This window comes from Paraburkholderia sp. J41 (assembly GCF_905220235.1).
GTDB lineage: Bacteria > Pseudomonadota > Gammaproteobacteria > Burkholderiales > Burkholderiaceae > Paraburkholderia.
The window spans coordinates 108,613-132,455 of the sequence record NZ_CAJMZE010000011.1 but is presented as its reverse complement, the minus strand read 5'-3'; the positions used below and the strand labels follow the sequence as shown (position 1 = coordinate 132,455).

The window sequence follows — 23,843 nt, the reverse complement described above, 5'->3', positions numbered from 1 at the left end:
CGAGGAGGCTGTATGCTCACCGATATGCAACTACGGGCGCTAAAACCCGACGAAAAAATCTACAAGGTGGCTGACCAGCAAGGGCTGTACGTCGCGGTAATGCCTTCTGGTGGAATGAGTTTTCGGTACGACTATCGAGTCAATGGCCGCCGAGAAACCTTGGTTATTGGCCGGTATGACCCGCAAGTATCGGCCCGGAAGCTGCGTGAAGCGGACCAGTTAAGTTTTGGTATGTCGGTCAGCCTCGCGGAAGCCCGGCTTTTACTTGCCCAAGCTCGCAGGGAAATCCAGCAAGGAAACAGCCCCTCGCGCTCGAAAGTCGAAAAGCGGGTGCAAGCCAACGACGCCTTCACGTTTGGAAACTGGGCGGAGAAGTATTTCGCAGAAGCCGCTCTGGCCGATTCAACGCGCTCTATGCGCAAGTCCGTATACGAGCGCAATCTCGCGTCGGAATTTGGCAAGTTGAAGCTGGAGGAAATTACGCCGGCTCGACTGATGGCGCGTTGCGAGAAGATCAAGGCGCGTGGTGCCGCCGCTCAGGCGATCCACGCAAGGGAAATCGTGCTGCAGGTATTTCGCTTCGTGCAGGCGAGGGGAATCAAGGTCGACAATCCGGCTGCGTCCATCAGGCCCAGTGCGATCGCTACATTCAAAGCGCGAGACAGGGCACTGAACCCGGAAGAGATTCATGTCTTCTTCAATGCCCTTGAGCAGGTAGCCACCATGTCGACGTTACGTCTCGCAGTCAAGTTCATGCTGCTGACGCTTGTTCGTAAATCGGAATTTATCGACGCCACATGGAACGAGGTTGATTTTGAGGCTGCAACCTGGACCATCCCTAAAGAGCGAATGAAGGCTGGGCGGCCTCATCGAGTCTACTTGAGCGAACAGGCGTTGGAGATCCTCGTGGCGTTCAAGACCTGCTTTGGGGCCAGCTTGTACCTGCACCCAGGAAGATATGAGACTGCCTCTCCGATCAGCGCGGCGACCCTGAATCGGGTGATCGATAGCACGGTGAAACTGGTCAATGACAGGGGCGATGAGTTTGAAGCATTCACCGTGCACGACCTACGTCGCACGGCGAGCACGCTGTTGCACGAAGCGGGATTCAACACAGACTGGATAGAGAAATGCCTTGCGCACGAACAGCGTGGTGTACGTGCGATCTACAACAAAGCGGAATATGCGGATCAGCGAAGAACGATGCTTCAGGCGTGGGCGGATATGGTAGATCGCTGGATCAAAGAAAAGCCTCGCGCAACATTCGATCCGCGTGGTGTAGGACGACAATGTCGTTGCGCTGTCGAGAACCCGCCATACCGATATGCAGAAAGATAGTTTCAATGGCTCGGCGTGATTGACTGACGAGTTAGAATTCTCCTTCTCCGCCAGAAATGGTGGTGGAACCCCGCAGAGTCAAGGCTCTGCGGGGTTTTGTTTTTCTGCGACCTCCAAAACGACCATCAAATGGCAGGTGGCTTCCGGCGTAAGCGCACGGCCATCCCGTCTTGAGTTGTGTTGAGGGTCTTGGGAGCATCGTATCCACTTGAATAGGTGGACACGTGAACACTATCGAAGAAGAAGCGCCACTTGCCTCTCCCGCGAGTCCGTGCGTCGTGCAATTAACGTGAGAAAGAAGGTGCCCCTTGACCTACGTTGCTGTGAAGCCTGACTATAAATCAATCCAAATATCCTGATCTTCTTTTCAGCAGGCTTCCGCAATTTCCCACGTCAATCCGGTTACCAAGGCGTCTCGCCATCTGGTTCCACGAATTTACCGGAAATAGCGTCCTCCCCGAGCAATGCGTACTTGACAGGCAGTTTCGCGCCTTCTTCCGGGGTCATGGTTCCATAGCCTGTCAAGTCGGTCTTCACGAACCCGGGGCTTACCGAATTGACCGCAATTCCCGTGTCGCGCAGTTCCTCATGGAGTTGGACCGTCAGCATGTTCAGCGCTGCTTTGGAGGCGTTGTATCCGATAAACCGTTGAGAATAGTAGGTCGAGGCGGGATCGCCGTTCAAGGTCAGGGAACCAAGCGAGCTGGATAGATTCACGATCCTCGCCGAGTGAGCCTTGCGCAGCAAGGGCAGCATGGCTTGAGTTACTGCGAGCGTACCAAGAAAGTTGATATCGATTACCCGGCGGACAGCTTCGAGCGATGCCTTGCTGGGCGGAGCATCAGCGAAATCGAAAATGCCGGCATTGTTGACGAGAATGTCGAGCGCTCCGTGTTCTGCATCAATGGTCGCTGCCGCATCAGTAATGCTTTTCCAATCGTCGAGATCGAGATGTACGGACTGGGCGCTCAGACCTTGCGCTATCAATTGCTCCGCTGCCGTGTGCCCGCGCCGCTCGTCCCGAGCGCCGACGATGACGTGGACGCCAGCCTGTGCAAGCCGACGCGCGATTGCCAAACCTATGCCTTTGTTCGCGCCAGTAACAAGCGCGACACGGTTGCTGTTAGCCATGAGTCGTTCCTTTCGATCCAGGTTGGGGAAAGGAGTAGGATATGAACGATTGTTCAGTTTGAGAATTCGCATATGGCAGTGAACCCGCCTGCTCACCTAAGTCCCCGTAAAAAGCCGATTCAGGCGCGAGCGACGGCGACGCTGGAAGCGATTTTCGAGGCGACCATTCAGGTTTTGCTGGTTGATGGCCCCCGTCGACTGACGACCACGCGCGTGGCAGAACGGGCAGGCGTTTCCGTAGGCACGCTATACCAGTACTTTCCTCACAAGCAGGCATTGTTCTATGCCTTGAACGAACACTATCTGGAAGCACTGGCGGGAAAAATCGAGGACGCCTGCCGGGCACACCATGGCCGACCGATCCGCCAGATGGTCGAAGCATTGGTGACAACCTATTGGCAAGCCAAGACGGAACGTCCCGACGTGACCAGGGCTTTGTATCGATCAGTGGCGGAGATTGATAACGAGCAGGTGATTGAGGGGTTTGCTCACCATGTCGATGCCGTGACTGCGGCGATGTTCGCCAGTGCATCTGACGCGGCCTTCACCGATCTGCAAACCGTCAATCTGACGCTCTTGAGCGTGATTTTCGGCACTGTCCGCAGCGTATTTGAGCGCAACCCGCCCGATGCGCAGAGTCGCGCTGTGCATGGACAATTAGTTCTAATGTGTCTTTCCTATCTTAATTCCGTCAGAGCAGTTGGCGGACAATAGTGCGGCTATTGATCACCAACCTGCAGACGAGAATACGTCGCTAGCCGGAGCGACGCTTCTGCGCTGCGATAACCGCCATCCGCGCCATCAGTGCCTGTTCATCGCCGGTTCGGCGCACTCGTATCGGAACAGCGACCGCGAAATCTCTACCAGCCCGCAAGCCTGGGTGATACCCATCGCGCTCGGTCATCAATGTCCGGACCGCCTCGCGTTGCTGTTCGGCGTGCGCTGAAAGTACAAGACCAGTTGGAAGGCATGGCCCCAGACGTACTGGCACCCACTTTCGTCGCACTGATCCCATCCGCTTCGCCTCGCCAGGAAACGAGCCAAGCGGGCGTATCGTAAGGCTCAGGCGATTGCGCCCCCATCGGCGGCCAAGATTGCACCCGTGATTACGCTCGCTGCGGAACTGGCCAGAAAGACTACTGCGCTGGCGACCTCATGCGGTTCGCCATAACGGCCCAAGGCCGTCAGGCTGCGCTGGAAGTCGGCGGAGGGGCCACTCGCGGGATTCATTTCTGTGTCGGTCGATCCCGGCAGGATGAGGTTCACGGTGATACCTTTCGGGCCAAGTTCACGTGAAAGACCACGAGTGAAGGAAAGAAGCGCCGACTTGGACATCGCGTAGGCCGTCACGCCGGGAAAGGGAACCCGCTCAGCCAAACTCGAACCGAGCGAGATGATGCGGCCGCCTGAACCGAGATGTGGGATGACCGCCTTTGCAAACAGCACAGGCGCGCGCACATTGACATCCATCATCGCCTGAAAATCGTCAAGCTTGACCTCGGCGATCATTCCGCTAATGCCAATAGCTGCGCTGTTGACGAGGATATCGAGTCCACCAAGCGCTTCGACGGCATCGCTCACGGCTCTCTCAATGGCCTCGGGGTCAGCGCTGTCGGCTTGAATAGCAAGTGCGCGGCGTCCCTGATCTTCGATGGATTTCGCCACCGCCTTCGCCCGGTCGGTTGAGCGCTGGTAGGTGAAAGCCACGTCGGCTCCGTTTTCGGCCAGTTTTAGCGCGATTGCCGCCCCAATTCCTCGCGCCCCCCCGGTGACCAGGGCACGCTTTCCTCTCAGATCAATCATTAGCAGTTCCTTTTATGCAGTGATCGTTGTGGAAATCGTATAGACTCGACAAACCAAGGTCAATCAATTTATGCAGCGATCGATGCAAAAAAAGAAGCTGACTCCAAATAATGAAGTTGCGCTAACCGCGCGAAGCCGCGGCCGACCGCGAACCTTCGATCGTGAGATGGCGTTGGATCAGGCCACGAGGCTGTTTTGGTCGAAAGGGTACGAGGCGACGTCGATCTCTGATCTGACCGAGGCTTTGGGGATCGGGACGAAAAGCCTCTACGCTGCCTTTGGTTCGAAGGACGAGTTGTATGTGGAAGCGCTGCAGTTCTATTTTCGGACCTTCGACGGCCTGGTATGGAATCGATTTCGTGAAGCCAGTACCGCGCGTGAGGCGGTACTGGCCTTTCTTTACGACTCGGCCGCGGCTCTCACAGGGGCCCTTTGCGATGTTCCTCGCGGCTGCATGGCGACGCTCGCATCGGTGGGAAGCGAGGGGCGCGCCAAGCTTGGCAACGCTATGCGATCAAACGTCGGGACTTTCGATCGTCTAAAAGCCCGTATCGAGAAAGGCGTCAACGACGGAGATCTGCCGCAATACGTCGATGCCGTTCATCTCGCAAGGTTCGTGCAGACCGTTCAGAGCGGAATGTCGATCCAGGCCCGCAATGACGCATGCCGGGCTGAGCTTGACGCTGTCGCCAAGATCGCAATGGCTGGATGGGATGCAATGGTTGACGGGCATCCAGTCGTGCCTGATTTGCTCACCGATCTGCGCGGTACGGATCGCAGTACGTAAGCGTGACCTGAGACCGACTGTGTAGCCAAACGGCAAGTCAGTTCTCATATCTTGGCGGCAAGGAGAAGTCGATGAAGAAGCGACATACAGACGAGCGGATCAGCACGGAAATCGATCGGGACGGCGTCGTTTGCCGCCCTGAATGCGCTTATTATTCGCCGAGTCGTTGTCGATGGAGAAAACTCGATGCTCGTCATTCATCATCTTGGACTGTCGCAGTCGGATCGGATTGTTTGGCTTTGTGAGGAACTCAAGATCCCATACGAGCTGAAGCGATACCAACGCGATCCCCTCACTCGGCTCGCGCCAGTCGAATATCGGACGCTTACGCCATTTGGCACATCGCCGGTTATCAGCGATGGCGAGTTGATGCTCGGGGAATCTGCTGCGATCCTCGAATATCTGGCCCATACGTATGGCGAGGGTCGCCTGTTTGTTCCGCCTGGGGGCCAAGATTATGCGGCTTTCCTCTATTGGTTCCACTTCGCCAACGGGTCGTTCATGCCGGCCGCGATGATTGATTCGATGGCGAAGAGGGTCGGGCTTGCCGGCGATGTGATGGTGGGGCTCCGTGCACGCTTCAATCGCGCCTACGACCAGGTCGAGGCGCGATTGGGGCAAGTACCGTTCTTGTCGGGTGACGAGTTCACAGCGGCCGACATAATGACCTTGTTTCCGCTGACGACTATGCGTGTGTTCTCGCCGCACGACATCAGCCCTTATCCCAATATTCTGGCTTATCTGGAGCGGCTTGCCGCACGACCGGCGTTCCAACGGGCGATGCAGATGGCTGACCCGGGCTTCACAGTACCGCTCTCTTGATGGATCGGACAGGTAAGTTGTTGTCGGCGCGTGCAGGCGTAGGCATTACCGCCGGCATCGTTCAGCATAGTGAGCTGCGATTTAGTCGGATTACCGTCGATCGCCCGGCGCTGATCGTGTTGCGCCATGGGGAAAAGGTGCTTGAGTCGACGCGAGGGCATTGGTCGCTCGCGAGCGGAGATGCCGTAGCACTCGCCGGTGGCCAGAGCTTCGACGTCACCAATCGGCTATCCGAGCTGGGACGTTACGAAGCACGTTGGCTCATCTGGGATATGTCGATCATTGAATGCTTCGAACACAGCACGCGCGATACCCGCCCCCTGATAGATGCGAGAGTCTTGCGACCGATGGATGCCCATTTCGCTGCGGCGTTCAATCGTGCAACAGAGGCGATTGAAGATCCCAAAATTCCTATCGAGGTCGCGAAGCATCGGCAGACTGAAGTACTGGTCTGGCTCTCACTCCTCGGTATACGTTTCTCGTCTTCGGCCCCCTCCGACTTGGTAACTAGGTTGCGCCGCCTGTTCGAAAGCTCGCCGGCAGAGCGCTGGACAGCGGCTGCGGCAGCACAACAACTCGCCTTGAGCGAGGCGACGCTACGCCGGCGGCTTGCCGCGAAGGGGGCGACGTTTGGCGACTTGCTGGTCGATGTCCGCATGTCGCTCGCGATGCTCCTGCTCCAATCGACCGACGAGGCGGTTACCCGTATCGCACTCAATGTGGGTTATGACTCTCCCTCGCGGTTTGCTGTCCGATTTCGCGAGCGATTTGGCTTTGCGCCTACAGCCATCAGGGGGCATGCCCGTCGATAGTCGCTCACCAAAACAGCTGCGCGAGCTAGGCATCGTGAGATTCCCCTGCAAGTTGCGCATCGAGACCTTTTACGATCGATTGCAATACGGGTCGTAGACGTTCGCGTTCCGCGCGGGCGATTGCAGACAATGCATCAGCGTCGATGCCTCGCACGATGCGCTCGATCTCCGGAAGCTGCTTGAGCATGTGTTGGCTCAACGAAACAAGACTTCCGCGCTTGTCCAGTGGGTCGGGACGGCGCTCCACAATTCCGTCTCGCTCCATCCGGGCTAGCGTGTTCGCCATCGTTGGCTGTTCTACCCCCGCAAATTGGGCCAAAGCTTTCTGAGACAGCTGCGGACTGTTCCGCAGCGCAGTGATGACGGGCAAATGGCCCGACGACAGCCCGAGTGGCTTGAGTCTTCGATCGGCCAACTGCCGCAGCGCTCTGGCGAGCGCATGAACGAGAAAGCCGATGGATGCTTCACTTGATGGCATAGATAGCATGCTATATAAAATAAATAGTACGCTATTTATATAGTATCTGGCTCTTCGAAGCAAAGGAGGCACATGGCTTACAAGGAAAGCGACGCACGCTAGTCCTCGTAGCGAGCGGCCCCTGTCGCCATGCCTGCGAGCAATAACTCGACCATTCGAATTGCCGAACGCTTCCAGTTTTCGTTCGCTCTGATCGTCGCCACGCCGGAGAGCGCGCGAAGCAAATCGAGCGGCTCGATATCCCGTTGGCACGCACCCGTCTCGACTGCACGGGTAACGAGTGCCGTGATCGGCGAAGCAAGTCGATCAGGCGTCTTGCTGTATAGGTCCTCAGGCCCGCCCATCAAGGTATCCATTGCCTCGGCCATGCCATGCTTTGTGTCGAGAAACTCTACGAACAGCATCAACCATTCGTGTAGCGCAGCCGTTGGCTCTCGTTGCGCGATCAAGCGATCGGCTGCTTCGATCAGTGCATCTACTTCCTGCCGATAAACGGCCGAGATCACGGCGTCGCGCGTCGGGAAGTGGCGGTAGAGCGAAGCGATGCTGACGTTCGCTTCGCGCGCGACCTGTTCAAGGCTGGCGGCGGCCCCTTTTTCGGCAAAGACGTGCTTGGCGGCGTCGATCAATTTCAATCGATTGCGTTCGCCATCGGAACGCGGCCGACGGCCGGGTTTAGAGGGTGGGGCTGAATGCACCTCGGAAGCTCCTTGCTAAACGTAGGTTGCCTACGTTATATTAAACGTAGTGTTCCTCCGTATATTACAGGGTCATGCCGATGAATTACCCGGTGCACCAAACCGGCGGTACGGCGGTGCTTGTCGGTGCCTCGTTGTCCGGCTTGATGAGTGCTTTATCCCTATCCCGTATCGGCATGTCAGTGACGCTGCTGGAGCGCTCGGACGCCAAGGCCCGAGCGGGCGCAGCGTTGCCGGTTGGCGAGGGCCTTCTGCAGCGCTTGACCGGTCGGAACCACGGAAGGCGCGCGCTTCCCTCGGGACCTCAGGCGTGGGCTGACGTCTACAGTGGCCTGCGTGCAGTGGTCGATGCCGATCCCAACATTCGAATTCACGCGCCGGCGCGCGTGAATTCGGTCGGTCAGGACGAACACTCGGCATGGGCGGTAAAGGACAACGGAGAGGTTGTGCGAGGCGAGGTCGTCGTCGGTGCAGATGGTCATGCAAGCATCGTTCGCCGTCATGTATCGCCTGATCAGCCTGATGCGGTGTTCGCCGGCTATCTGATCTGGCTTGGCATCGTCGATGAATGTGTAGTCCACGCGCGGCCGTGGCCGGCTCAACTCGCGATTCTCGAAGCAAGAGCTTATTGCCTCAACGCGTATTACTTGCCGGGCGCGGACGGGTCGCTTGCGAAGGGCCATCGACGCCTGGGATTCGGTTGGTATGACGCGGGCCGTAATGGCCTCCTACAGGCCAGCGGCGCCGTCGTTGGAGACGTCGTGCAGCGAACGTTGCGTGCTGCTGATATCCCTGACGCCGTTTTCCATGCGCTGGCCGTGGAAGCCCGGGCAATCTGGCCCGCGCCGTGGCGTGAAGCCATTCTCGACTGCCTTTCCCGACGTGCACTGATTGGCACGCCGATTGGCGAATACATGCCACAACGCCTGGCACGGGGGAGGGTATGTCTCGTTGGCGATGCCGCTCATGTGCCGTCGCCGATGACCGGTAAAGGCTTCGATGCATCGGCGCTCGATGCGCTCGCTCTCGCCGAAGCACTGCAAGACAGGTTGGCTAAGAGCGGCGCGGCCGAGGCTTTACGCCATTACGAGGCGAAGCGCCTCGCCGCAGCTCGCGACCTCGTCCGCTCCGGCTATGGCTTCAGCGAGTCATTCGCGCCGCATCAGGCATCGAGACGCGGGGAAGCATCCAGCAATCGATGACGAAGGCAAATTTTGACATTGGAAATGCCTGACGTGGCCCAGAGACGAGGAAGTCACGCGCCTTCGATGACGAGACGACAGCGGCTCGTGATCGTCCTCCTGCTCGGTGCCAACTTTATGCTGTCCGCCGATTTCTCGATCCTGAACGTCGCGCTGCCTGAAGTTGGACGAGCAGTCGGACTCAAGGTGAGCGACTTCCCGTGGGTCGCTACGTCTTTTGCGCTACCGGCCGCTGGGCTGTCTCTTCTCTTCGGCCGGCTCGGCGATCTATATGGTTTGCGTCGTATGTTTCTTATCGGCCTTGCGCTGCTCGCGGCATCATCGCTGCTGGGCGGTATCGCAAGCGGGGCGGTCGTCCTGCTTGCCGCCCGCGCGCTTCAGGGCGTGGCAACCGCGATGACGGGTCCCGCCGCGTTGGCATTGCTGATCACGACGTTCACCGACGAGCGGCAGCGCGCGCGGGCGCTGGGCTTGAACGGAGCATTGCTGTCGGGAGGCTTCACTTTCGGCGCGTTGGTGGGCGGGATGCTCGTCGGTGTGTTGAGTTGGCGCTGGGCCTTTCTGATCAATGTTCCGACCGCACTTATCATCCTTGTCGTGACGCCGGCTGTGATTCATGCGGCGCATGTCCGGGGCGATGTTCGCCTGGATGTCCCCGGCGCGATATCGGGGACACTGGGGCTCGTCGTAGTTGTCTTCGGCTTCACGGAACAGTCCGCGGCTGCGCTCGCGGCCGGCGCGATGCTGTTGGGCCTGTTTCTTTGGATCGAGCGGCATACACCGGCGCCTTTGGTCGCGATCGAGATGCTGGCTTGGCCCTCGGTACGTTGGGGAAATGTGGCGGTGTTGACGATCTTCTCGATGGAGGCCGGCCTTATTTACCTCGTCACGATCTATCTGCAAGAAGTGCTGCATCTGGGGCCGTTCGCGACAGGTCTGGTGTTCGGCGTCCCGGGGCTCGCGTCAGTGGTTGCGGGCATTGTCGCCGGCCGGGTCGTCGCCCGGCGTGGTGCGCGTCCTGTGCTTCTGGCAGCGTTGCTTGTTCAGGGCGGCTTTACCGCGCCGCTCATCCTGCTTGGATCTCAGCCGAACTCGATGTGGCTGTTGATCCCGGCGTTGTTTGTTGGGTTCTTCGGTCATATCACGGCGGTTGTGGCAGCGACTGTGGCCGCTACCTCGGAAGTCCCCGAGGCCAGCAAAGGATTTGCCTCTGGCCTGATGACAACGAGCCAGCGCGTTGCATCCACCATCGGCATCCCGGCCCTGGCCGCCGCGATGGCCATTCGTGCGGACCTCCTGCGCGGTATTCATCTCGCGCTGGCCGTGGACGTACTCATCACGGTGACGGCAGTGGTCCTGATCGCTGTTGGCCTCAAACCATCTCGGCTCCCAACAACAAAATAATTTGCATCAACGCCGAGGACCGTCGCGCGCCGTAGGACACGCGAATCGGCACTGGGAAATTGCGTCGATCTGCTTCTAGTCTTACTCCGTCATAAAGCTCACACGGCATTTCAGGAACTTCTTGGCCCTTTGCATGAGGAAGGCCGAACCGGCGCAAGAGATACAGGCGTCGGCAGCGTAGCTGAAGCCGTTTGGTTTTGTCTCGCCGAGGAGCAGTAGTTTAGGTTCACGACATGCGCCGGGAATGCACTGGCGAATCGCAGGAAAAGCGCCGGGATTTATTCGCGAAAGGCTGCCACTGCCAATCGCAACGCGCCACTTACCTCCCGGTGATTTTTCCGGGAAGTGAAACTTCGGGATTGTCCAGAGACTGTGCCGCTGCGTGATGCGTTGTCGATACGCTGCCCTAGTGTTTTCGTCTTTCAATGGATCCACGAGGGAGCGTGTGGCAAGGTAAGCGGCCAGCTAACCTGACCTGCCCGATTTGTTCGGTCCGTTTCAATCCTGAACAACAGACGTGGAAACCGGTAATCGAGCAGCGGTTAGGGCAACAGACTCTAGGAAGGTAGGCGGAGGCAATACCACATAGGAAGTCGGCGCGAAATCGCGGACTGACTTTGTTGAGAAACTTTTAAGAGCGTCGCAAAGTCGGTTTCTTGTCCGTGGTCAGCAGCATCTCAAGTACCCATTTTCTCGCGGGACCAAGGGAGATGTCGGTTCGGTGGACGGCGATTAAAGGCATGCTCCTGGTACGTGGTTGACGCTCTGCCAGATCGAGTTCGCTCAACCGGGCGCTGCTCAGATCGTCCTCCACGAAGCTGCGAGGCATGAACCCCCAGCCCAGATTTGCAAGCAGCATCGCACGCTTCGAGCCCAGATCGGCAGTGAGAATCCGGAGATCCGAGAAAACGGAGAAGGTACGTCCCTTCGTTCGCCCACTATGGTCTGTCAGAACGATCTGCGTATGTTCCCTTAGCATGTCATTCGTGATTTTTCGTTGGGACGACAATGGATGGTCCGGTGCGGCGACGGGCGTCAGAGCGATTTCGGGCAAGACGTGACCGGTCAGTTCCGGTGTTATGTCGGGTAATGATCCCTGGATGCCCAGATCGTATTCGCCTGAGAGAACACGCTCGGGTACGCCGCCCAACACTTCGACACAGAGGCGCAGGAGCACGTCAGGGAATGCGTGCCGGAAGCGTGTCGCCAGATCCAAAAGCTGCATCGTCGGAAACATGACATCCACGACGACGGATAACTCAGCCTCAAGTCCCTGCGTTAGACCGAGCGCACGGGCTTTGAGTTGATCGGCGCGCGCGAGCACGGCTCGTGCATCGACCAGCAGAGCGTGCCCGTGGTCGGTCAACTGAGGTCTCCAGCCGCTTCGGTCGAACAACTTGACGCCCAGTACGCTTTCCAGATTGAGAACAGCATTGCTCACTGCCGACTGCGCACGGTACAGCCGCCGCGCCGCCGCCGAGAAGCTGCCGTAGTCGGCGATCGCTATGAAAACACGAAGCTGGTCCAGGCTGAGGGAGTCCAACATTATCTATTTTCCAGATAGAGTCCATCAAGATTTTATCTGTTTATAGTATTGCACTCTTTCCTTATGCTACGCCGGACGTTTCCCCAAAATTTCTCAGGAGAGTGGTCCGTGAAGGCTTTTCGTTTCATGCCTGTCAAGGCAGCTTTGGTGTTTGTCCTTTCGTTTAGTGGCGTTGCAGGCGTACATGCAGCCGCAGAGGAAGCGCTGCCTTATGCTCAGGACCCCGCCGAGCGAGCAGTACAACAGCAGGTTTACGATGTCGTTCATCGCTATGAGACGGCACTCAATGCCGGAGACACCGCCACGATCCTGAATCTGTTTGCGGAAGACAGCGTGGCGGAATGGAACGACAAGCGCACCTATGCGACGCGCCAGCAAAAGACCCATGGCTATGACGCGCTGTTCAGGATCGCGAAATTCACCACGGTATTTTCATACGACGCGATCAATGTATATGGCGATACGGCCGTTGTTCGTACGCATCATCACAAAGGCGCCGCCGTGGTTGAGAACGGCAAGCGTGTGCTGGATTTGAACCGCGAAGTGTTTGTGCTGCACAAAATCGACGGGGTCTGGAAGATCGTCCTCTATACGTTCAACACCGATCCGGTGCAGGGAGAAGGTTGAGCGAAGTTGGGTAAGGAACGGCTTATCTGTTGAGATTGTTTCTCCATGGTTTTCTGAATTTACGCTTCTTTTTTGTTTCACTTATCGGGAACAGTGTATGGGTGCCGAACAACGTCAGGTTTCCACGAATGAAGAACTGCTTGCGGCGGTGGCTGATGCCGCTGTCGTGCACATCATCTTAGTAGCGAACCTGGACGGCCTGCCGACGCTACGTCTTCGCCCGGGCCAGAATCTGATCGGAGATAGTCAAAGGGCATCGATGCATTTCATGTCGGGCCAGGACGGCCTGCAGCTTTCAGCAGACAACCAGGTCGAAAATCTGCGCCTGGTCACCGACCCGGGTCGGCGCGCGATTTTCAACGACACGACCGTCGACAGTCTTGGCCGTCTGGCAATGCGCGATCTGGACGTTACGGGTGTGGTGCAAGTGCTCGCACGTGAGAAAGTGCGTGGCGGCCATGTCGAAGCCCATGACATTAACATCAAGGCAGCCGATGCACGCAGTTACGAGGAACGACCCAAGGGTTACGGCGTGGAAGTCATACCCGGCGCCTTTACGCTCTGGAACCAGCAGACCGACTCTGCCGTCACCATCACCGCAGACCTGACCGGCTTGTCGGCGGGCCGTGCCGGTGCACCTGTACGCGGCAGTGGCATCTTCGTCAGCGGAGCGGGCGACGTGGGCGGCCGACTGGTGGTGCGTCGGCTTGAAACCGGTGAGGTCTTTAGCGATGGCGGCATCAAGCCCGGCACGCCGGACCGCATCACTGGCGGTGTGTTCACGGTGTACGGCACGTTCGTGGACAGCGTGCGCAACCTCGGGCCGGTGACCACCTACGGACCTAACGACATGGTGCTGGACAATTGGGGCACGGTGGATCGCTGGGTCGCGGAGGACAAGATCACCTCCTACGGTCCTAGCGGCATTGGCTTCGTCAATTTTGGCACGGTGAATGTGTTGCAGGTCAACGCCGCCATCGAGACGTTCGGCCAGGGCGCGCGCGGATTCAACGTCTATACCGGTACCGTGCAATCGGCCGAGTTCGATCGTGTAGTGACGCATGCCGATGGTGCCGTGGGAATTCAGATCAGCCAGCCGGTGGGCCGGATCGCGGTACGCCGCGGCATCGAGACCTATGGCGGTACGGGCGACTCGCTGGTCAAAGGCGTGGTCGTCACGCTTTCAGCTATCGCGTTGAGCATCAAGCCGGGAGGCTCGGCGCGCCAGGTGGAGATCGCGGGCGGCCTGGTCACCCACGGGCAGGGCGTCAATGCGCTGGAAATGCACGGTCGCATCGAGACACTGCGCATTGACGGAGGCATGATGGCTGGTGGCGATTTCGAAAAAATCTGATCGCACAGGGAGTTCGTGACGCCTACTCACCCGCATCGGGCCGGCTGAAGTGATCGTCGATGATGGTGATATGCGTCTGCTGCACGCCTTACCACAGACGCAGCAGATGAAAGTAAGCCGTTTGTCTTCGTTGTTCACTACCGTCATCAGGGTAAGCGTGGAATTGGCGGCCGGCAACATCCGCATGCGGGTATCGAGGTCGTGAGTTACCTGCTCAAAGGTAGCGTCGGAAACCGCGACAGCATGGGCTACCGGGACCGGCTCGCGGCAGGTGATGCACCGTTCATTTTGGTGCGCACAACTGCTGTGGGCGGGTCCGGGAAGGAAGACGATGACGAGGCAGCGGTGGTCGAGGTCGGGCCATTGTCTGGTGCAATGAGCCCGCTTGAGAGTTGGATCCGCAACCCTGTGAGTACCCCGAATTGTGACGGGAGGCGCATGTAGCCCCGTTGGTCACTCGCTGCGCTGCATCAGCTTCCTGAATGTTCGAACACGCCCGAGAACATGTTCCGTCATCAACTGGCATGCGCGGTCCGCATCCCGTGTCAGAACGGCATCCATCAGCGCACGGTGTTCCTGCTGGGCCAGCAGTGCATCCTTTTGGTAGTCGAAGAATCGACTGCGGTACCGCTTGCTATGCACGGCCAGTAACGAGATGAAATGATTAAGCCATGGCGAGCCGCTTGCACCTTCTAGTGCATCGTGGAAGACCCAGTTTCGTTCTTCCCAGGCATTCGCATAATCCTGCGGCCTGGCACGCAGCGCCTCGGGAATCCGATCGATCATGTGATAGGCAGCGATGATTCCTGCTTCCCAGCGTTCGTCCCCGCGTCGCATGGACTCACGCAAGGCGAGGCAGGAAAGTTCGGCACGAACATTCGCTATGTCCATCAATTCGTCAATGCTGATCTCGGGCACCTCGAAGCCGCGGTAGCCCCCACCTTGAACCAGTTTCTCAACAGAGAGCCGTATCAACGCTTCGCGCACGGGGCTGAGCCCCAGGCTGTAGCGCTCACTGAGCGCCTCCGGCGTGAGGCGTTCGCCGGGTTTAAGGCGATCGCGGAGGATATCGTCGAAGATCATCTGTGTTGCTTTGTCCGCCTGTGTCACTTTAGGTTGAATATTTGCAGGGCCGGTAGGGCCCAAGGAGCGAGAAGTACGGCTGGCTTTCTCGACGGACAGTTCAGGACGGGGCTTGCTCATGTTCTCAATTTTTCCACACGGACCAGGTTCAAGGGCGAAACCCTACTTGCATCGCACTGACTTGCACGAGATTATAAAGATAGCTATAGTTTATAAAAATCTCAGCTTTATGCAACTGGGGCAACCGTGGCACACGAAATTTCTTCCTCATTGGAGCGGCGTCTAACTGTCGTTGAAGACAAGCTCGCTATTTACAATCTGATCGCCTCGCATCCCCTTAGTGCTGATACGGGATATGGACCGTTTTTCCCCAAGGTGTACACCGAGGACGCGGTCTTTGATCGGGGCCCTGCGGCGCCAGGCGCTGTAGGCCGCGATCAATTGGTGGCACTAGTGGAAAGCGACGCTCACCGGGCAGCCCTCGACGGCGGATTGGCCCACTTCGGTAATCTTCCGCATATCGAATTGGAAGGCGACGAGGCTTGGGTGACTTCGTACCTGATGCTTGTGCAGTTTGACAGCCAGGGTAATGAGGTGGAATTGGCCAACCACGGACTTTCTCGCGGACATCGGATCTTCCGCGTCCTTGCTAACCAGTGGCACGTCGTGCGCACAGCCGAAGGGTGGCGAATCAAGGCCCGCAAGCTGTACCCCCTGGATGGTAGCGAGCCCGCGCGCGCGTTGCTACACGACGCAGTCTCCAGGTAGGCCGCGACCCGAAGTTGACCGTCGCACGAATCTCGAATGACTACTTTGTTGTCGCTGACTGACGGATTGGTGGCGCGCGCTGCACAAGCCGTCCGCGTCGTCGGCATTTCCCAACGGCCTGCAAAATCGCTGCAAACGGCTATCGATCCGGCAGAGGATGGCCGCGACGCGACAGCTGCAAGCACGTGTGTCTGACGACAGCCGATTTACCAGCGAGCTGAGTATTCCGTTCAATTGCCTCTGGATAAATCATGACGACATCGTGTCGTCGCTAAGTCACCCCGGCGGTCCATCAGGTTCCCTGGTGAGCGGCTCGCAGCAGCGTTGCGCTTCTCGGACGAGTTGTACTCGGCGGTCGTAGGTCCGACGAACTCCGCGTTTCATGGCATGGCGGTCGTGTCGCGCGAAAGGATATTCGATTGGGAACGCCTTACACCAACACCTGTAACGATCCTCTCCGCCAGCTTCGCACGAAAGGGCGCAACGACGTGAGTTGGTGTTCCGAGCGGCGGCGCTTCAGTTAGTCTGGGTGGAAGCGAATCGTGACACGCGGTGATGATATCGCCGCTCATCGTGACGATCTCCTGACATCTCTCGCAGTAGGTGACCGGCGACGTTCGCGAACAATTGTTCTTCATTTCTGTACGCGTCGGTGTCAGTAGCTATGCAGCGATTGCATAATGCGCCCCAGTGAACCGTCCCTAATTTTCCTTTTGTGCTCTATTTGCCGAGAAATGTCTCGCGCTTCTCAAGGGTGGCCGCACTTGTTCGATCACCGTTCTACTGGACTTGCCTCTTGCCTGAAACCAGCGTACGTGCGGTGCGACTCGTCTGCGCAGCAACGGTGGGCGTCACGGCGAGAGGCTGTCTGAACGCCCGCGATACTGTGAGAAAGAATCGGATGAAGCGCCCCGTGCGACTTGTGCGCTCTGACGGGGACGTTGCGCCACGCCCATCATTTTGACCGCCCGGCCATGCTGCCTGACGCTAGCGAGATGCCCACTAGCGGTAGTACTTCCGCACGATCTCGCTCACAAGGCGGTCATCCGATGCAGCAAGGACGGCCAGTCCACGGTTGTAATGAGACGAGCGGTGGCTGCCCATGCTTTGGTGGGTGCTGTCAACGTCTCCCTTAATCGCTCCGGCAGACGGATACGATCTGCGGGTTATCCCTAGTTTATAAAGTATTTATACTTTATAAAATGAAGGTGTCTTTAGAAAGTTGAACACCGCATTACGTGCGGCATGGTTCGTTGCAAATCAAACAGGACTCCTATATGTCTATCACAAAATACGCCAGGCACATTCCTCTTGCTGAATATCAGGATCGGCTCGCAGAGCATTTCGTCATGGAGAGAAATGACGGTGTGCTCGAAGTCCGTTTCCATACGAACGGCGGCGAGGCTGTCTGGAGTTTTGAGTTGCACCGTGCAATCGGCCAGATGTTTCAGGCGGTCGGTCAGGATCCCGAAAATGAGGTGCTCCTGCTTACCGGAACTGGCGACAAGTGGTTGATGAAGCGAGACCTGGAAAGCTTTTCGAGCGAAGATGTCCTGAAACCCAACTACGACTCCTGGTACGTTGACGGCTCCAGGCTGGTCGAGAGTCTGCTGTGGTCGGTCGACATACCCACGATCTCTGTCATCAACGGTCCGGGATCGCACACCGAGTTCGGGCTTCTTTGCGATCTGACAATTGCTGCGGACGATGCACGCTTCTTCGAGCCTCATTTTTTCCTTGGTGTGGTCCCGGGCGATGGACAGTTTCTCGTCTATCAACAGCTACTCGGTCTGAAGCGTGCAAATCACGCAATGTACCTGCGTGAAACCGGCATTGGCGCCGCGGAGGCGCTTGAATGGGGCATGGTGGGCGAGGTACTCCCCAGAGAGAAACTCATGTCACGTGCACGGGAAATTGCACAACTGATCATGCGGCAACCTCGCGTTATTCGTCGGTTGACCACACAGGTCGCGAAGCGTCCCTGGAGGCGCCTGGTGCAAGACGACTTCGGAATGCATCTGGCCACTGAGGCGTTCGCTGGAAATCTTTCGCCGCGACCTGTCGACAATTTTCGGCGCGTGGATGCCAGTCAAAGTCGGTGAAGTAACGCGCGTTGTTGGCGCCCATCTCTACGATTAAAGATGTTGTTGCGTAAGCGAAAACAGCCCGGACGCGCGACGCTCGCGACATCAAGGCGTTGGGCTCGCGTCGCGTACCCGTCGTCACTCCGTTTGGATTTGCAACTTAGGTTGCGTGAGAAATGCTAACTCAAGCAGTGCTACTAACCATCTAGCGATGGGCGATGTGAAATGAGATGGTCATAGGTTTGGGGCTGTGGCCACGCCGAGAGTGTCTATGCCGTCATCTGACGGGCTGGCCGTGAAAAGCACGGCTGAAAGCAGAATCGGGAGAAAGACTGAGTGAGTACAAAGAACCGTAAAATCATTATCACGTGTGCTGTGACTGGCGCCGTGCACACGCCATCGATGTCGGAGCACTTGCCGTTGACCCCAGATGAAATTGCTCAACAATCGATCGATGCCGCTGAGGCTGGAGCGGCGATTTTGCATCTTCACGCACGCGACCCGAAAGATGGCCGGCCGTCTCCCGATCCGGCGCTCTTTGACCAGTTCATCCCGCGTATTACCGAGCAGACAGATGCCGTAATCAACATCACGACTGGTGGTAGTACGCGAATGACGCTCGAAGAGCGTCTCGCGTTTCCGCTGCAGGCAAAGCCGGAAATGTGCTCGCTGAATATGGGTTCGATGAACTTCTCGATTCATCCGGTCGCTCGCAAGATTTCCGACTGGAAATATGATTGGGAACGTCCCTATGTCGAGGGTATGGAAGATCTCATCTTCCGCAACACGTTCAAGGATATCAAGCGCATCTTGCAGCAACTTGGTGAGCATGGTACCCGTTTTGAATTCGAATGCTATGACGTCGGCCATCTCTACAACCTGGCGCACTTTGTTGACGAAGGTCTCATCAAACCTCCGTTCTTCATCCAGTCTATCTACGGCATTCTGGGCGGTATGGGTCCGGATCCAGAAAACCTGGCGATGGTTCGCACCACCGCTGACCGGCTTTTCGGGCGCGAGTCCTACCAGTTTTCCATCCTTGGTGCCGGGCGACATCAGATGCAGTTGCTGACCATGGGCGCCATCATGGGTGGCAATGTTCGGGTGGGCCTTGAAGACAGCATCTACCTCGGGAGGGGCGTCAAGGCAAAGTCGAATGCGGAGCAGGTCCACAAAATTCGACGGATCCTGGAGGAGCTTTCGTTCGAAATCGCCACCCCGGCAGAGGCGCGGGAGATGCTTCGGTTGAAGGGGAAAGAGAAGGTTGGAATGTAGCCTTCAGCACAAAAACACAAAAGCATAGGAGACGTCATGGCCTCTTCATTGAACACCAGCGAGAGCAGCTGTCGCACGATGCCTGGAGGTATTGCTACTGAAAGCGAGATATACAAGAAAATTACTCTGCATGTGATGCCATTGCTCTTTATCTCATACCTGCTGGCGTTTCTCGATCGCATTAACATCGGATATGCCCAGCTGCAGATGAAGGTCGATCTGGGTTTTTCAGATGCTGTGTATGGCGTCGGTGCCGGTATCTTTTTCGTAAGCTATTTGCTGTTCGAAGTTCCAAGCAACCTGTTGCTAGAGCGGATCGGTGCGCGGCTCACGCTGCTGCGCATCATGTTCTTATGGGGACTGACGTCCGCTGGGACAATGTTCGTGTCCAACGCCCCGCAGTTCTACATTGTGCGGTTCCTCCTCGGTGCATTTGAGGCGGGCTTCTTCCCCGGCATCATACTCTACCTGACCTATTGGTACCCTAGCACTCGACGCGGCGCCGTTACGGGGCAGTTCATGTTGGCCATCCCGGCCGCAGGCATCGTCGGTGGACCTGTATCAGGGTGGATCCTAAAGAACATGAGTGGCGTTGGTGGCTTCGCAGGCTGGCAGTGGCTGTTTTTACTGGAAGGCCTGCCGACTGCGCTACTTGGTGTGGTTTGCTATTTCGTGCTGAAGAACGGTCCGCCGGAGGCACCGTGGCTCACGCACGATGAGAAGGCGTTAGTCGCGGAGGTGCTACAGGCCGATGCCGGAATATCGGATGCAACACAGACAAACGTCCTTGCAGGCATTCGCGACGCCCTACGGGACGTGCGCCTATGGTGCCTCGCCTTCATTCACTTCGCGACCGTGATCGCAAACTACACGTACACCTTCTGGCTACCAACGGTGATCAAGGGACTTGGTATAAATGATCTCGCTCTGGTCGGTGGCTACTCGGCAATCCCATACATCTTCGCCGGCGCCGGCGTGTTGCTCCTATGTAAAAGCTCGGATGTGTTTAAGGAGCGCCGCTGGCATGTCGGAGGCTCGCTTGCAATCGCGGCGCTCAGCCTCTCATTCATACCGATGCTGCATAATTCCTTCGCGCTCACGCTCGCGCTCTTGTGTTTCACTGGCTTCTTTCAATTTGGTGCAAGTATTGCATTCTGGACGATACCGTCTACCTATCTCAGAAAAGAGGTGGCGGCGGTAGGTATCGGCCTCGTGAGCTCGATTGGTGTAATTGGTGGTTTCGTGAGTCCTGTTCTGCTTGGTTTCATCAAGACGCAAACCGGCAGCCTTTCGAGCGGTATCTACATCATCACGGCAATCATGATCGTAGGCAGCCTCACCGTGCTGCTCGCCTTGCCGAAGAGCGCGGTTCGCGTCGGCAATGTATCGGAGCGCTTTTAGAAACTTTGACAGACGGCACGACTTTAGAAGTGTCGCAGACAACGCAAGGTGCGCGGTCGCTCGTCGCGCACGATTACTTTCAGCTGAGTCAGCTCGTTGCTAAAGATTCGTGACATAAAATTGGCCGCTAAAAGTCACGGCAGAAAAGACTATGATCGAACTCGTTCGAAGACTGGTCGATTTAGTTTGTAGATAGTTTATCGGTTCATCCCCCGCGGGTGTAAGGCAAAACAAGACGTGCTTGACAGACCGGAGATCTTTCTCGCCAGATATTGCAATATGAATTTTGATCGTCAACGGCTGGCGGCTCTTGCCGCCATTACGGAGACGTGACACTTCGGTCGTGCCGTGACGTTGGTGAATGTCAACTGCGGAGCGGCTACCCTCCTGCTGACGATGCATGGGGGGAGGAGGGCAGATGTGCGATTCCGAAAGTGGTTATCCACACACTCCAGATGGCGAGGTTCTCTCGGAATCAGCCGCGTACTGGCGAACCCGCTTCAACGACGCCGATGCCGTCGCGTCCCGTCTAGCCTCCCGTTTGCGAAAACGTGATCAGAGAATCCTGCTGCTCGAGCGCGCTCTGGCACGAACCGCCGCGCTCCATCATGTGCTTGAAGACAGTCTTGAGCAGCGCCTGGATCAATGCTCGGGGCCCACCACGCATGCCGTGGACCCGGATCGGTCATCTCACGTTTCGCACAACGCGGGCAGTAACGTGACCGTTCGGCTGCCGCACTTGACGCGAACACTTTCTCTTCTCTTTGAGGTGATGTGGGAGCACTGGGCTCAATGGGACCCAGAGCGTCCGCCCAAATCCTCAACGGTTGCGCGCGCCATCGATGCAAAGCTCGGGCTGAAAGGGCAGGCTGATGGCGAAGCGTCGCGCAACGCTCAGTCATTTGCGGCAGCGCTGCGCCCCGATTCCCTAGGTGACGCAGATGGTCGCCGCCGTTGAGAACAGATTGCGACGGTAGATTCCGCCGACATGACGGGTTTTTTCGGCCCCGTTTCCTGCTGCTTGAATCGGACCTGTGCCGGGTAGATCCGGGTAAATCAGGAGGGCAGGAGTCATGTCGGACGCGATACGGGTGATGGACGCAATTTTGCGTCGCAAGCAGGTCGAACGGACGGTCGGATTGTCTCGTTCGACGATTTATCAGCGCATGAAGGATGGCACGTTTCCACGGGCGATTTCGCTCGGCGGCAGGATGGTCGGCTGGCGTGCCTCGGATATCGCACTGTTTCTCGTCGATCCGTCCCAATACCGGGCGCAATCCAGCGCGACCGGTGTCGAGCACGACCATGATTGACGCCTCCCGTCCTTCGCTCCAATCCCGGCTGGATAACTGGGGAAACGCCGCACGTGGTCCGTATGATCCAATCGATGCGGCGAGGATTGAAGCTGCATGGCGATGTCTCGAACCCCGACACAAGGAACTGCTTCGCATGGTGTACCTGTGGCGCGCCGGTCGAGAGGTTGTGTGCCGTCGGCTCTTGATTCCTCGCCGTCCGCGCAGCCGCTTCGACTTGGAACTGGTGTCGGCCAGGCACGCGCTCGCACGTGTGCTCGAAACGGGGAAAGCGTAATTTTTTTTGGACCTTGCCGAACTGATCTGGAATCCAAGGGACGATGACGCAGAAAACCCTGTGATTTCGACGCTTGATTCGCTGGAGAATCGAGCCTAGAGTTCAGTCAACAACCTGTTCCGGTCGACGCGCCAATGCGAGACCGAGTACGCGTTAGCGGCCCGATGTACCGACGTATGTGCGTTGGTGTGGCGGTTGCAATGCGAGCGAAGCCTGCGAACCTGACGGTCGCAGGTTTTTTATTTTCCGGTGCTGATCCCCCTTGAACCCGCGGCGTGCCTCCCCGGCCCCGCGGGTTCCTTTTTCCACGCACATCCACTTCGGTACTTCGGTGCCTGCCGGAATGAATCGACGGAAGGTGGATTATGAAGATGGGTCGTGTCTCCTGGTGTCCTGGCCTGCACGTGATGCGGCGCATCACGCGCCGCTGGCGGATTGCGTTGGTGCTGCTCGCCAGCACCTCGATCTTCGCACCTGGTGTAGCCCATGCCGACGACTGGGGCTGCCAGGTGCTCCTGTGTATATCCAATCCGGGCGGCCCGGAACAGTACAGCGAATGTGTGCCGCCGATCGAGAGACTGTGGAACGCGCTGCGTCACGGTGACCCGTTTCCAGCATGTGACTTCGGTGCAGGCGGTTCACAGGGGACGTTCGCGACCAATACCTTCGCGAGCGGCGGCTACTGCCGGGAAGATCTGCTTTACTGGGGCGGCCCCGAACAGAGTGAGTTGCTGTGCAGCGCCACCGGGGCGATCAACGTTGATATCGACAACCAGCTTTACACCCGCGTCTGGTGGGACGTAAGTGGTCAGGATCGCACGCTCACCGAGTTCTACGGAACGGGCAGCGCGCAGGTTCCGTGTGACCCGTCGCAGTCCGCCGCGAAGTTCCTGCAACAGATGGAGCAGCAGGACAGTACCGGCGGTGGGGGACAGTGATGTTGCCGCTCGACTTTATCCCGCTCGCGCACCAGTGTGCGCCGCAGGTTTCGCTGACGACGATGGCGGCGATCGTGCGGACGGAATCAGGCTTCAACCCGTATGCGATCGGCGTCGTGCATGGCCGGCTCGCGCGCCAACCGATCAGCGAGGCTGAGGCTATTGCCACCGCGCACGCCCTGGAGCGCGACGGCTGGAATTTCAGCGTCGGGCTCGCGCAGGTGAACCGCGCGAACTGGCCCAACTACGGACTGGACGAACGGAGCGCATTCGATCCGTGCCGCAACCTGGCAGCGGGAGCCGCCATCCTCCAAGGCTGCTTCGAGCTGGCAAGGCAGGCACGCGCGCGCGCATCGGCCGATTCCCAGTCGGCCCTTCGTGCGGGCCTGTCCTGTTATGCCAGCGGCGACTTCTCGACCGGATATCGAACAGGCTATGTCCAGCGTGTGGTCAGCAATGCACCTGTCGTGGCCGCATCGTCGGCACCCGTTGCCGTGCCGGCCATTACTCCGATTCCCGTCGATTCGGCCTATTCCGACCTGACGGAATCGCCGGGGCAATCCCGAACGAAACGGCGTCAGGCGTTGAGGCCGGCAGACACGTCATCGACGAAATCTGGCGGCGATCCGGACGGTAGCGCCGTGGTGTTCTAGCCCGGCGATCTGGCAGTGAAAGAAGTATTCGGCACGAAGAGGAGTTGCT

At 57.9% G+C, this 23,843-nt stretch carries 24 protein-coding genes and 1 pseudogene; 19 read left to right on the top strand and 6 right to left on the bottom strand.

Annotated elements, in window-relative coordinates; genetic code table 11:
• Positions 1 to 12 precede the first annotated feature (12 nt).
• Positions 13 to 1,338 carry a tyrosine-type recombinase/integrase gene (locus U5805_RS14050; protein ID WP_322104084.1) on the top strand — a complete coding sequence of 442 codons (1,326 nt, stop codon included), beginning with the start codon at positions 13 to 15 and terminating at the stop codon, positions 1,336 to 1,338.
• A gap of 402 nt (positions 1,339 to 1,740) precedes the next feature.
• Here the strand turns inward: U5805_RS14050 and U5805_RS14045 are convergent, their stop codons facing one another.
• Positions 1,741 to 2,469, bottom strand: coding sequence for an SDR family oxidoreductase (locus tag U5805_RS14045; RefSeq protein ID WP_322104083.1), 729 nt, complete (start codon positions 2,467 to 2,469; stop codon positions 1,741 to 1,743).
• A gap of 72 nt (positions 2,470 to 2,541) precedes the next feature.
• Here U5805_RS14045 and U5805_RS14040 point away from each other — a divergent pair, with 72 nt between their 5' ends.
• Positions 2,542 to 3,183, top strand: coding sequence for a TetR/AcrR family transcriptional regulator (locus U5805_RS14040; RefSeq protein ID WP_322104082.1), 642 nt, complete (start codon positions 2,542 to 2,544; stop codon positions 3,181 to 3,183).
• 348 nt (positions 3,184 to 3,531) lie between these two features.
• On the opposite strand, the gene U5805_RS14035 is transcribed toward U5805_RS14040, so the two are convergent.
• On the bottom strand, positions 3,532 to 4,272 hold the full coding sequence (locus U5805_RS14035) for a 3-oxoacyl-ACP reductase family protein (RefSeq protein ID WP_322104081.1): 741 nt from the start codon (positions 4,270 to 4,272) through the stop codon (positions 3,532 to 3,534).
• A gap of 82 nt (positions 4,273 to 4,354) precedes the next feature.
• Between U5805_RS14035 and U5805_RS14030 the strand changes: the two genes are divergently transcribed.
• The 3 genes from U5805_RS14030 (at position 4,355) to U5805_RS14020 (ending at position 6,693) form a co-directional block, all read left to right on the top strand.
• Positions 4,355 to 5,059 (top strand): TetR/AcrR family transcriptional regulator, encoded by a 705-nt coding sequence (locus tag U5805_RS14030; protein ID WP_322104080.1) that lies wholly within the window; start codon positions 4,355 to 4,357, stop codon positions 5,057 to 5,059.
• A 186-nt stretch (positions 5,060 to 5,245) separates the two neighbouring features.
• Positions 5,246 to 5,881 (top strand): glutathione S-transferase family protein, encoded by a 636-nt coding sequence (locus U5805_RS14025; protein ID WP_322104079.1) that lies wholly within the window; start codon positions 5,246 to 5,248, stop codon positions 5,879 to 5,881.
• Positions 5,881 to 6,693: a helix-turn-helix transcriptional regulator gene (locus U5805_RS14020; protein ID WP_322104078.1), complete on the top strand. Its 813-nt coding sequence runs from the start codon at positions 5,881 to 5,883 to the stop codon at positions 6,691 to 6,693. Before U5805_RS14025 ends, U5805_RS14020 begins: the two co-directional genes overlap by 1 nt.
• A 25-nt stretch (positions 6,694 to 6,718) precedes the next feature.
• Here U5805_RS14020 and U5805_RS14015 read toward each other — a convergent pair whose 3' ends face one another.
• Complete coding sequence (locus U5805_RS14015; RefSeq protein ID WP_322104077.1) at positions 6,719 to 7,171, bottom strand: MarR family winged helix-turn-helix transcriptional regulator; 453 nt, start codon at positions 7,169 to 7,171, stop codon at positions 6,719 to 6,721.
• Between the two features lie 98 nt (positions 7,172 to 7,269).
• Entirely contained in the window at positions 7,270 to 7,806 is a 537-nt protein-coding gene (locus U5805_RS14010) for a helix-turn-helix domain-containing protein (RefSeq protein ID WP_322104076.1), read from the bottom strand.
• 143 nt (positions 7,807 to 7,949) lie between these two features.
• Here U5805_RS14010 and U5805_RS14005 point away from each other — a divergent pair, with 143 nt between their 5' ends.
• Together U5805_RS14005 and U5805_RS14000 are read left to right on the top strand one after the other, a co-directional pair.
• Positions 7,950 to 9,071: an FAD-dependent monooxygenase gene (locus tag U5805_RS14005; RefSeq protein WP_322104075.1), complete on the top strand. Its 1,122-nt coding sequence runs from the start codon at positions 7,950 to 7,952 to the stop codon at positions 9,069 to 9,071.
• 66 nt (positions 9,072 to 9,137) lie between these two features.
• Positions 9,138 to 10,475: an MFS transporter gene (locus tag U5805_RS14000; RefSeq protein WP_322104074.1), complete on the top strand. Its 1,338-nt coding sequence runs from the start codon at positions 9,138 to 9,140 to the stop codon at positions 10,473 to 10,475.
• Positions 10,476 to 11,106: 631 nt separating this feature from the next.
• On the opposite strand, the gene U5805_RS13995 is transcribed toward U5805_RS14000, so the two are convergent.
• Entirely contained in the window at positions 11,107 to 12,021 is a 915-nt protein-coding gene (locus tag U5805_RS13995; RefSeq protein ID WP_322104073.1) for a LysR family transcriptional regulator, read from the bottom strand.
• Between the two features lie 108 nt (positions 12,022 to 12,129).
• Here U5805_RS13995 and U5805_RS13990 point away from each other — a divergent pair, with 108 nt between their 5' ends.
• The 3 genes and pseudogenes from U5805_RS13990 to U5805_RS31805 form a co-directional block, all read left to right on the top strand.
• On the top strand, positions 12,130 to 12,648 hold the full coding sequence (locus U5805_RS13990) for a nuclear transport factor 2 family protein (protein WP_322104072.1): 519 nt from the start codon (positions 12,130 to 12,132) through the stop codon (positions 12,646 to 12,648).
• Between the two features lie 97 nt (positions 12,649 to 12,745).
• Complete coding sequence (locus U5805_RS13985) at positions 12,746 to 14,002, top strand: hypothetical protein (protein WP_322104071.1); 1,257 nt, start codon at positions 12,746 to 12,748, stop codon at positions 14,000 to 14,002.
• A gap of 105 nt (positions 14,003 to 14,107) precedes the next feature.
• A pseudogene (locus tag U5805_RS31805) lies at positions 14,108 to 14,446 on the top strand (pirin family protein); the annotation flags it as partial.
• A gap of 9 nt (positions 14,447 to 14,455) precedes the next feature.
• Here the strand turns inward: U5805_RS31805 and U5805_RS13980 are convergent.
• Positions 14,456 to 15,205, bottom strand: coding sequence for a GntR family transcriptional regulator (locus U5805_RS13980; RefSeq protein ID WP_322104070.1), 750 nt, complete (start codon positions 15,203 to 15,205; stop codon positions 14,456 to 14,458).
• Between the two features lie 126 nt (positions 15,206 to 15,331).
• Here U5805_RS13980 and U5805_RS13975 point away from each other — a divergent pair, with 126 nt between their 5' ends.
• From U5805_RS13975 to U5805_RS13935, 9 genes are all read left to right on the top strand, one after another.
• The gene (locus U5805_RS13975) at positions 15,332 to 15,853 is read left to right on the top strand and encodes a nuclear transport factor 2 family protein (protein ID WP_322104069.1); all 522 of its coding nucleotides are present in this window, start codon (positions 15,332 to 15,334) and stop codon (positions 15,851 to 15,853) included.
• Positions 15,854 to 15,889: 36 nt separating this feature from the next.
• Positions 15,890 to 16,048: a hypothetical protein gene (locus U5805_RS13970; protein ID WP_322104068.1), complete on the top strand. Its 159-nt coding sequence runs from the start codon at positions 15,890 to 15,892 to the stop codon at positions 16,046 to 16,048.
• Positions 16,049 to 17,130: 1,082 nt separating this feature from the next.
• Positions 17,131 to 17,955, top strand: coding sequence for an enoyl-CoA hydratase/isomerase family protein (locus U5805_RS13965; protein ID WP_322104067.1), 825 nt, complete (start codon positions 17,131 to 17,133; stop codon positions 17,953 to 17,955).
• A gap of 318 nt (positions 17,956 to 18,273) precedes the next feature.
• On the top strand, positions 18,274 to 19,212 hold the full coding sequence (locus U5805_RS13960; RefSeq protein WP_322104066.1) for a 3-keto-5-aminohexanoate cleavage protein: 939 nt from the start codon (positions 18,274 to 18,276) through the stop codon (positions 19,210 to 19,212).
• 36 nt (positions 19,213 to 19,248) lie between these two features.
• Positions 19,249 to 20,613, top strand: a complete 1,365-nt coding sequence (locus tag U5805_RS13955) for an MFS transporter (protein WP_322104065.1) — start codon at positions 19,249 to 19,251, stop codon at positions 20,611 to 20,613.
• A gap of 418 nt (positions 20,614 to 21,031) precedes the next feature.
• Positions 21,032 to 21,571, top strand: a complete 540-nt coding sequence (locus U5805_RS13950) for a hypothetical protein (protein ID WP_322104064.1) — start codon at positions 21,032 to 21,034, stop codon at positions 21,569 to 21,571.
• Positions 21,572 to 21,686: 115 nt separating this feature from the next.
• A complete protein-coding gene (locus U5805_RS13945; RefSeq protein WP_322104063.1) occupies positions 21,687 to 21,926 on the top strand; it encodes a helix-turn-helix transcriptional regulator in 240 nt (79 codons plus the stop codon).
• A 642-nt stretch (positions 21,927 to 22,568) separates the two neighbouring features.
• The gene (locus U5805_RS13940) at positions 22,569 to 23,141 is read left to right on the top strand and encodes a hypothetical protein (RefSeq protein WP_415914595.1); all 573 of its coding nucleotides are present in this window, start codon (positions 22,569 to 22,571) and stop codon (positions 23,139 to 23,141) included.
• On the top strand, positions 23,141 to 23,794 hold the full coding sequence (locus U5805_RS13935; protein WP_322104062.1) for a lytic transglycosylase domain-containing protein: 654 nt from the start codon (positions 23,141 to 23,143) through the stop codon (positions 23,792 to 23,794). Before U5805_RS13940 ends, U5805_RS13935 begins: the two co-directional genes overlap by 1 nt.
• The last annotated feature ends 49 nt before the right edge of the window (positions 23,795 to 23,843 follow it).